4 protein-coding genes are annotated in these 6,881 nt (G+C 73.2%); 2 read left to right on the forward strand and 2 right to left on the reverse strand.

The window, feature by feature from the left end; translation table 11 throughout:
* Positions 1-100 precede the first annotated feature (100 nt).
* Positions 101-1,306: a PQQ-dependent sugar dehydrogenase gene (locus ACRWND_RS26230; RefSeq protein WP_431953575.1), complete on the reverse strand. Its 1,206-nt coding sequence runs from the start codon at positions 1,304-1,306 to the stop codon at positions 101-103.
* A gap of 211 nt (positions 1,307-1,517) precedes the next feature.
* Complete coding sequence (locus tag ACRWND_RS26235; protein ID WP_431953577.1) at positions 1,518-2,510, reverse strand: aldo/keto reductase; 993 nt, start codon at positions 2,508-2,510, stop codon at positions 1,518-1,520.
* 56 nt (positions 2,511-2,566) lie between these two features.
* Here ACRWND_RS26235 and ACRWND_RS26240 point away from each other — a divergent pair, with 56 nt between their 5' ends.
* A complete protein-coding gene (locus ACRWND_RS26240; RefSeq protein WP_431953579.1) occupies positions 2,567-3,520 on the forward strand; it encodes a 2-hydroxyacid dehydrogenase in 954 nt (317 codons plus the stop codon).
* Between the two features lie 272 nt (positions 3,521-3,792).
* Positions 3,793-6,615, forward strand: coding sequence for a putative bifunctional diguanylate cyclase/phosphodiesterase (locus ACRWND_RS26245; protein ID WP_431953581.1), 2,823 nt, complete (start codon positions 3,793-3,795; stop codon positions 6,613-6,615).
* Positions 6,616-6,881: the final 266 nt, after the last annotated feature.

Consider the following 6,881-nt stretch of genomic DNA (forward strand, 5'->3'; position numbering starts at 1 on the left):
CGGCGACGTGGGCGGTGGCCGGGCACCGGACGGCGGGCTTGTCGAACCGGGTCGGCTGCCGCCCGCGACGTTGCACATCCCGCCCCCTCGGCGTCTTCGGTCAGCTCACGTCCAGCCGCAGGATGCGGTCGTCGCCCTTGCGCGGTTCGCCGCGGCCGTCGGTGTTGCTGGTGGTCAGCAGCAGCCCGCCGGCGGGATCGGTGACGACGGTGCGGAGCCTGCCGTACTCGCCGACGAGGAACGCCTGCGGGTCGGCCGCGGGCTTCGTACCCGCCAGGGGGATCCGCCACAGGCGGGCGCCGCGCAGCGAGGCCATCCAGATCGAGCCGTCCGCGTAAGCGATGCCGCTGGGCGACGCGTCGTCGGTGCGCCACTGCGCGACCGGGTCCACATAGCCGTCTCGGTGGGCGAGGCCCTCCACGACCGGCCAGCCGTAGTTCCTCCCCGGCTCGATCAGGTTCAGCTCGTCCCAGGTGTGCTGCCCGAACTCCGAGGCCCACAGCCTGCCCTCGCTGTCCCAGGCCAGACCCTGCACATTGCGGTGTCCGTAGGAGTAGACGACGGAGTCCGCCTCGGGATTGCCGTGCACGGGCTCGCCCTCCGGGGTCATCCTCAGGATCTTGCCGCCCAGGGACTTCTTGTCCTGCGCCAGGCCCTGTGCGCCGCTCTCGCCCGTGCCCGCGTAGAGCATGCCGTCGGGCCCGAAGGCGATCCGCCCGCCGTTGTGGATGGCGCCGTGCGGGATGCCGCGCAGGATCGTGTCGGGAGCGCCCAGCTGTTCCCCGGCCGGTTTCGACGGGTCGTAGAGCATCCGCGCGATGCGGTTGTCCGAGTCGGTGGTGAAGTACGCGTAGACCAGGCGGTCGGTGGCGAAGTCACGCGACACCGCGAGCCCCAGCAGGCCGCCCTCGCCGCCCGCGGAGACCCCGGGCACCGTACCGACGCGGGTCGCGCGGCCGCTGCCCGCGGCCACCCGGTCGATCCTCCCGGTGTCCCGGGAGGCCACCAGCAGATCGCCTCCCGGCAGCGCGGCGACGCCCCATGGAGTGCCGAGCCCGGTCGCGACCGTGCCGGTCACCTTCGCCGTGCCCCTCGCCGGGGCCGGGGACTCGTCGCCGCCGGCGGAGGCGGGTGCCGACGCGGTGGCGGAGGCCGGAGCGGAACCCGGGGGAGCCGGGGCGGAACCACCGCCGGCGGAACACCCGGTGGCGAGCAGCGCGGCACCGGCCAGCGCGGCGGTCACGACGGCGGCACGGCGTCCCACGTTCTTCTCCCCGAGGTTGTCCGGCTCGGAATCCAAGGACATCACATCTCTCGCTACACCGCCCGGCCGTTCGCGGTTCCCGCCACGCGTGACGGACGTCAGCGGTGCCTTTTCGGTCCTTCCGCCCCCAGGGGCGTCCCCGCGCCCGCGTGCGCCCCGGTGGTGACGGCCGCCCGGGCGGGCCCCGCCCAAGGGCCGCTCCGCACGGGCCCCGTCGCCGCGCCGGGTGTGCGCCGTACCGGCGGATTCGCGGTCAGTCCCAGGAGCCCCGCGCCGGAGGCAGCGCCGCGATCTCCGCGAAGTCCTCCGCGGTCAGCCGCAGTTCCGCGGCCCCGGCGTTCTCCACCGTCCACCGCCGCCGCTTCGCCCCGGGGATCGGCACGACCTGCGGGCCCTGGGCCAGCACCCAGGCCAGCGCGACCTGCGCGGGAGTCGCCCCGTGCGCTTCGGCGACCCGGCGCAGGCCCGCGACGATCGGCTGGTTGGCGGCCATCATCTCGGCGGTGAACCGGGGATGGCGGGCCCGTACGTCGTTCGGCTCGAAGCCCTGGCCGGGGGTGAGCGTGCCGGTCAGGAAGCCGTTGCCGAGCGGCATCGCCGCCATGAAGCCGACCCCGCGCTGGGTGCACCAGGGCAGCAGCGCGGCCAGCGCCTCGGGCGACCACACCGACAGTTCGGCCTGCACGCAGCTCACCGGGAAGACCTGCTGGGCACGGCGCAACTGCCGCAGTGTCTCGTCGTACATGCCCGCGCCCGCCCGCCGCGCCGCCCTCGCGCCCACCGCGCACCACCCCAGCGCCCGGACCTTCCCGGCCGCGACGAGCTCCGCCATCGCGCCCCAGGTCTCCTCGACCGGGACCTCGGGGTCGGCGCGGTGCAGCTGGTAGAGGTCGATCACATCGGTCTGCAGCCGGCGCAGCGACGCGTCGCAGGCCCGCTTCACGTACGCGGGGCGGCCGTTGGCCACCAGGTGCTGCTCGCCGACGAGCAGACCGCACTTGGTGGAGACGAAGACCTCCCGCCTGCGCTCCTTCAGCACCCGCCCCAGCAGCAGTTCGTTGGTGAACGGCCCGTACATGTCGGCGGTGTCCAGCAGCGTCGTACCGTGGTCGACCGCCGCGTGCACGGCCCGCAGCGACGACTCCCCGTCCTGCCGGGAGGCCGTGTAGGCCCAGCTCATCGGCATGCATCCCAGGCCTACGGCGCCCACCTCCAGAGCCGCCGATCCGACCGTTCTGCGCTCCACCTGGATGACCTCCGCTGACCTCTCGCGCCGCCCCACTGTGCCATAGCCTCCTGACCATGGCTGACATCACCCGGAACCACCGCCCCACGGTCTGGCTCCCGATCCCCGCGCAGGACGTCGAAGGTCTGCCCGCCGAACTCGACTACGTCTTCTGGGACGGCGAGGAGGAGTACCCGGCCGACCCCGCCGACGCCGCGTTCTATGTGGTGCCCTACATGAAGGGCCCGGAGGTCGCCGGCCGTCCGCTGCCCCGCATGTCCGCGCTGAGGGTCGTGCAGACCCTCAGCGCGGGCGTCGACCACGTCATGCCGTACCTCCAGCAGCTCTCCCCGGGTGTGCGGTTGTGCAACGCCCGCGGGGTGCACGAGACCAGCACCGCCGAGCTGGCCGTCACCCTGACCCTGGCGGCGCTGCGCGGCATCCCCCGCTTCGTGCGCGGCCAGGACGCGGAGGAGTGGCACGCCGGCTTCTATCCGGCCCTCGCGGACCGGCAGGTGCTCATCGTCGGCTACGGATCGATCGGCGCCGCCATCGAGGACCGGCTCGTCCCCTTCGAATGCCAGGTCACCCGGGTCGCGCGGCTGGCCCGGCGCTCCCCGCGCGGCCCGGTGCACGCCATGGAGGAGCTGCCCCGGCTGCTGCCCCGGGCCGACGCGGTCATCCTGTCGACCCCGCTCACCCCGGGCACCCACCACCTGGCCGACGCCCGTTTCCTGGCCGGGATGAAGGACGGGGCCCTGCTGGTGAACGTCGCTCGCGGCCCCGTCGTGGACACCGAGGCGCTCCTCGCGGAGCTGGAGGCCGGCCGCCTCCAGGCGGCACTCGATGTCACCGACCCGGAGCCGCTGCCCGCGGGGCACCCGCTGTGGCACGCTCCGGGCGTCCTGATCAGCCCGCACGTCGGCGGCAGCACCTCCGCCTTCCTGCCCCGCGCCAGGCGGCTGCTCCGCGAGCAGCTGCACCGCTTCACCACCGGCCAGGACCTCGTGAACGTCGTCATGACCACCTGAGTGCGTCTCTGGCACCGGGTGCCGCACGCGTGGGGCAGGGCGCTACCTGTGGTGACTCTGTGTAGAGGAATTATGTCCCTGAGTGACTGGACTGGTGTATCGTCCCGGACGGGGGAACACGAACGGCGTGGCCCGGTGTGCCGCGAACCGACGTGGAACGACTCAGGACTTGATGGGGGGCGACGGGCGATGCACGGCCAATGGAGAGAGCATCCGACGCTGGACCACGGCACACCGTGCCGGGGACGCTCACGGTTCCGCGGGACGACACCGTGAGCGCGCCCGGTGCGGTCCTCTCGCAGGCCTCCGCGCCGGGCAGACGGACCGGTCTGCTGCCCCAGATGCTGCTGGCCCTGCTCTGCGGCGGGTACGCCATCGGGTCGGCCTTCGGCTGGGGCTCGAGCCGCCTGGCCATGGTCATGGGCGACTTCGGGCTCTCCGCGGCCGCGCTGGCGGCGGCCGTCTCCTGCCTGGTGTACGTCCGCAGGGCAGCCGCCGACCGGCACCGCCCCGCATGGGCGCTGTTCGCCGTCTCCTCCCTCATGGTGGCGCTGGGCAACGGCATCTGGGGCTGGTACGAGGTCGTGCTGCAGGGCGATGTGCCGCGCACCTCGGTCGCCGACTTCTGCTTCCTGCTCTTCGCCCCGCCCGCGATCATCGGGCTTCTGGTGCTCGCCAAGCGGCCGGTCACCCGGGCCGGCTGGGTCTGCCTCGGCCTGGACGCCTGGCTCATCGGCGGCTCCCTGCTGACCCTCTCCTGGACCCTGGCCCTGGCCCAGACGGCCCTGTGGGAGGGGCACAGCACCGCGCGCATCGCCCTGTCGCTGGCGTATCCGCTGCTGGACATCACGCTGGTGAGCGTGGTGCTGGCGCTGCACTTCCGGCGCTCGACGGCGAACCGGGCGGCGGTGAACACGGCCATCGCCTCACTGGCGCTCACCGTGCTGTGCGACGCGCTCTTCACCTCGCCCCTGCTGCGCGAGCACTACACCTCCGGCCAGATCCTGGACGCGGGATGGTTCGCCGGCAGCATGCTGCTCGCCTACGCACCCTGGGTCGGTGGGCGGAGCTCCGCCGAGCGGCAGCAGGAGCAGGCCCACCGGGTGAGCGGCTCACTGGCGGCGCTGACCCCGTACCTGGCCGCCGCGGTCTGCGTGCTCGGCATCCTCTACAACGTGATCGACGGCCGCAAGAGCGACCGGGTGGTGCTCCTGACCGGCTGCGCCGTCGTCCTCGCCCTCGTCGTACGGCAGGGCATCATGCTGCTGGACAACATGGCCCTCACCCAGGAACTGGCCCAGAAGGAGAACCACTTCCGCTCGCTCGTGCAGGGCTCCAGCGACGTCATCATGATCGCCTCGCCGACCGGTGTACTGCGCTATGTCAGCCCCGCCGCCAAGGGGGTGTACGGCTGTGATCCCGAGACGTGGGTCGGCACCGAGTTCGCCACCCACATCCACCCCGAGGACCTGGGCCGGGTGGTGCACGAGGTGCGCCGCTTCCTGGCCGCCCACGCGGCCGAGGAGCCCGCCACCCGCATCGAGTGCCGTATACGGCACGGAGACGGCAGCTGGCTCAACGTCGAGTCGAGCGTCAACCGCCACCAGGGCGGCCTGATCTTCAACAGCCGCGACGTCACCGAGCGGGTCAGGCTCCAGGCCCAACTGCAGCACAACGCCGAGCACGACCCGCTCACCGACCTGCCCAACCGGGCCCTGTTCACCGAGCGGATCCGCCAGGCGATCGGCGGACGCCGGGCCGGCGACGGCGACACCGGCACCACAGCGGTGCTCTTCATCGACCTGGACGGCTTCAAGGCGGTCAACGACACCGTCGGCCACCAGGCCGGCGACGAACTCCTCGTGCAGGCGGCGCGACGCCTGCGCGACTCGGTGCGCGCCGGCGACACCGCCGCACGCTTGGGCGGTGACGAGTTCGCCGCCCTCATCCGCGGCACCAGCGCCGACCGCCATCTGCGCGAGTACCAGGTGCACGAGGTCGCCGACCGGCTCCGCGCCGCCCTCTCCGAGCCCTACCGGGTGGACGGCACGGATGTACGGGTGGCCGCAAGCATCGGAGTGGCCTTCGCCGACCCGGGGGTCAGCCCGGGGGAGCTGCTCCGCAACGCCGACCTGGCGATGTACCGGGCCAAGCAGGCCGGCAAGGGGCGGGTGGAGGTGTACGCGCCCGCCATGCAGGCAGAGGTGGTGCGCCGCGCCGAGCTCGCCGGACGGCTGCGCGCGGCGCTGCGGGACGGCGAGTTCGCCCTGCTCCACCAGCCCGTGGTCGACCTCGGCACCGGCGAGGTGACGGCGGTCGAGGCGCAGGCCCGCTGGCGCTCCGCGCAGGGCGTCCTCTTCACCCCCGCGGAGTTCCTGCGGGTCGCCGAGGACACCGACCGCACGGCGCAACTGGCCCGCTGGCTGCTGGAGGAGGCGGTGGACCAGGCCGCGCAGCGCCACGCGGCGGGCTGCCCGGTGCCCGTCGCCGTACGGCTGTCCACCCGGCGCCTGATGCACCGGGAGCTGCCCCCCAAGGACGTCGAGGCCCTGCTCGAACGGCACGGGCTGGCGCCGGACTCCCTCGTCCTGCAGGTAGCCGACCAGGACCCGCGGATCTCCCTGGACGAGCTGGAGCGGCGGCTGACGGCGCTGAGCCGGCTGGGGGTGCGCATCGCCCTGGAGGGGTTCGGCGCCGGCTTCGCACCCCTGGAGGCGCTGCGGCGGCTCCCCGTCGACGTGCTCAAGCTGGACCGGGGGCTCACCGAAGGCGTCGCGGAGTCGCCCCGGCTGTGGAAGATCACCGCCGGGCTGCTGCGCATCGCCGAGGACCTCGGGATCCGCTCGGTGGCCGAGGGCGTGGACCGCCCGGAGCAGGTGCTGGCCCTGCGCGAGCTGAACTGCACCCACGGCCAGGGCATGGCGTTCGCCGGGCCGCTGGACGAGCCCCGGCTGCGCTCCTCGCTGGCGTGCGGGGGCTATCCCGTGCCCGACGGGCCCGTCCCGCCGGAAGGCGGCCGCCCTTCCGGACGCGGCACCACCCAGAGGGCGGACGATTTGTGCTCACATACTGAGACCGCCGTCCCACCCGCTTGACACTCCAGGCTCGCGAGGAGGAAGGTCAATCCCATGCGCACCCGAATTCTCGTACTTGGACAGCGCGTCGGCTGACCCGGGCTTCTGACCGCCTCGTGGAAAGCGTCGACGCGCTCCCCTCGCCTGCCTCTGGCACGAGGGGTTTTTTGTTGCCTGGGAACCAGACATACCGCCCTCTGCACCCTCACACTCCTGAGAGATGAGAACCAGATGACCGAGCAGGCCACCGGGGCCCACCATCCGCAGCCGCGGGCCCGCGGCGCCGC

Origin of the sequence: Actinacidiphila sp. bgisy167 (genome assembly GCF_965342175.1) — a bacterium.
In the GTDB taxonomy this organism is placed as follows: Bacteria; Actinomycetota; Actinomycetes; order Streptomycetales; family Streptomycetaceae; genus Actinacidiphila.

What these genes read in the sequence shown, in the direction of transcription:
- ACRWND_RS26230 (WP_431953575.1), bottom strand. Translation starts at nt 1,306, where the DNA reads ATGTCCTTGGATTCCGAGCCGGACAACCTCGGGGAGAAGAACGTGGGA.
- ACRWND_RS26240 (WP_431953579.1), top strand. Translation starts at nt 2,567, where the DNA reads ATGGCTGACATCACCCGGAACCACCGCCCCACGGTCTGGCTCCCGATC.